We start from the raw sequence: 2579 nt of genomic DNA, 5'->3' as shown, positions 1-2579 counted from the left end.
GACAACGATCCATGATGGTCCCGCAGCATCATCAGGCAGCCCAGCGGGGTACAGGGCACCATCGATTTCTGACCGGTGCCCAGCAGGCCCACATTCGAGATGTGGAACCCGTCGACATCCTTGGCCGGGTCGATCGAATTGATCACCAGATCTTCGTTCAGATGCTTGGGCAGCGGCAGCTGCACCAGAATGCCGTGGACTGCGGGATCGGTATTCAGCTTGTCGATCAGTGCCAGCAGGTCTGCCTCGGAGGTGTCCACATCCAGCTTGTGCTCATACGAGTTCATGCCGACCTCGACGGTCATCTTGCCCTTCGAGCGGACATAGACCTGGCTGGCCGGGTCTTCGCCCACCAGAACCACGGCCAGACCGGGGGTGATGCCATTTTCGTCCTTCAGCTTTGCAACCTGATCGGCAACCTGTGCCCGCACCGTTGCTGCAAAGGCCTTACCGTCGATAACCTGCGCTACCATTCTTCGATCCCTTCTTCCCAAAAACGGATCGGGCGCTTGGGGCGCCCGGTCAGTCAGTCGTTGCCGAGCACACGTTCCTCACGCGCAATCGACCAGTCAATCAGAATGCGCCACAGCGTCTCGGCCAGATCGGGGTCCATCCCCGCCGCCTGAGAGCTGGCACGCACCTTTTGCACCACCTCTTCAACACGATCCGGAATACGGGCCGGCAGGCCCTCGCCCGGCTTCAACTCAGACGCGCGATCAATGTAGCTGGCGCGCCTCACCAGCATCTCGATCAGGTGCCGGTCCAGCTGGTCGATCTGAATCCGCAGATCCTGCATCGTTGCGCAGTCTTGCGGCGGTGTCAGAGTGGGCATCGTGATCTCCTCGTGGCCCGGAGCATTCTCCGGATCACGAGATGTCTTATCTGGCGACTTAGAACAAGCCCTCGATCTCACCTGCGTCATTGAGGCAGATGCTTTCGGCCGCCGGTTTGCGCGGCAGGCCCGGCATAGTCATGATCTCACCACAGACCGCCACGATAAATCCGGCACCCGCGCTCAGGCGCACCTCGCGCACCGGAACCGAATGGCCGGTGGGCGCGCCGCGCAACGAGGGATCGGTCGAGAAGGAATATTGCGTCTTGGCCATGCAGACCGGCAGGTTGCCGTAACCGGCTTCTTCCCATTCACGCAGCTGGTTGCGGATCTTGTTGTCGGCCAGAACCTCGTCCGCGCGATAGATGCGCTTGGCGATGGTTTCGATCTTCTCGAACAGCGGCATATCGTCGGGGTAGATCGGCGCAAAGTTCGCTGTGCCCCCTTCGACGATTTCGACCACCTTCTCGGCCAGCGGCGCCGAACCTTCCGACCCCAACTCCCAGTGACGCGACAGAACCGCTTCGACCCCGTGGTCAGAGCAATAGTCTTTCACGGCTTGCACTTCAGCGTCGGTATCGGTGACGAAGTGGTTGATGCCAACCACAACCGGCACGCCAAAGGATTTGACGTTTTCGATGTGACGACCCAGGTTGGCACAGCCCGATTTGACCGCGTCGACGTTTTCCGCACCCAGATCAGCCTTGGCCACACCGCCATTCATCTTCATCGCACGCACGGTGGCGACCAGCACCACAGCCGACGGCGCGATACCCGCTTTGCGGCACTTGATGTTCATGAATTTCTCGGCGCCCAGATCGGCCCCAAAACCCGCTTCGGTCACCACATAGTCAGCAACCTTCAGCGCGGTCTTGGTCGCAATGACCGAGTTACAGCCATGTGCAATGTTGGCAAACGGGCCGCCATGCACAAAGGCCGGGTTGTTTTCCAGCGTCTGCACCAAGTTCGGCTGCATCGCGTCCTTCAGCAGCACCGTCATCGCGCCTTCGGCCTTGATGTCGCGACAGTAAACCGGGGTCTTGTCGCGGCGATAGGCCACGATGATGTCACCCAGACGCTTTTCCAGATCTTTCAGGTCGTTGGCCAGGCACAGGATCGCCATAACCTCAGAGGCCACGGTGATGTCAAAGCCGGTCTCGCGCGGGAAACCGTTCGATACGCCACCCAAGCTGGCCGTGATCTGACGCAGCGCGCGGTCGTTCATGTCGACCACACGACGCCACGCTACACGGCGAATGTCGATCTCGCACTCATTGCCCCAGTAGATGTGGTTGTCGATCATCGCCGACAGCAGTGAATGGGCGCTGGTGATGGCGTGAAAGTCACCGGTGAAGTGCAGGTTCATCTCTTCCATCGGAACAACCTGCGCGTAACCACCACCCGCAGCGCCGCCCTTCATGCCAAAGTTCGGGCCCAGCGAAGCCTCACGGATACAGATCATCGCGTTCTTGCCGATCCGGTTCAGACCGTCACCCAGACCCACAGTCGTCGTCGTCTTGCCCTCACCCGCAGGCGTCGGGTTGATCGCCGTCACCAGAATCAGCTTGCCGTCCTCACGGCCCTGAACCGAATTGATGAAGTCCTGGCTCACCTTTGCCTTGTCATGGCCATAGGGCAGAAGATCAGCAGATTCGATGCCGATCTTCGCACCAATCTCCTGAATCGGCTTCTTCTTCGCCTCACGCGCAATTTCGATGTCAGATTTATAGCTCATTGGGTTTCGGTC

The 2579-nt window shown here is 59.8% G+C and carries 3 protein-coding genes; all 3 read right to left on the bottom strand.

The window, feature by feature from the left end:
* A partial coding sequence (locus AC2FFF_RS19785) for a tetrahydrofolate dehydrogenase/cyclohydrolase catalytic domain-containing protein (protein ID WP_496883086.1) occupies nt 1–473 on the bottom strand: 473 nt, incomplete at its 3' end.
* A 53-nt stretch (nt 474–526) separates the two neighbouring features.
* Nucleotides 527–832 carry a chorismate mutase gene (locus AC2FFF_RS19780; protein WP_142640424.1) on the bottom strand — a complete coding sequence of 102 codons (306 nt, stop codon included), beginning with the start codon at nt 830–832 and terminating at the stop codon, nt 527–529.
* A 58-nt stretch (nt 833–890) separates the two neighbouring features.
* The gene (locus tag AC2FFF_RS19775; protein WP_142640425.1) at nt 891–2567 is read right to left on the bottom strand and encodes a formate--tetrahydrofolate ligase; all 1677 of its coding nucleotides are present in this window, start codon (nt 2565–2567) and stop codon (nt 891–893) included.
* Nucleotides 2568–2579: the final 12 nt, after the last annotated feature.

The sequence above is a fragment of the Ruegeria sp. YTSA226 genome, assembly GCF_059609905.1.
This window is presented reverse-complemented; position numbering and strand designations above follow the sequence as displayed.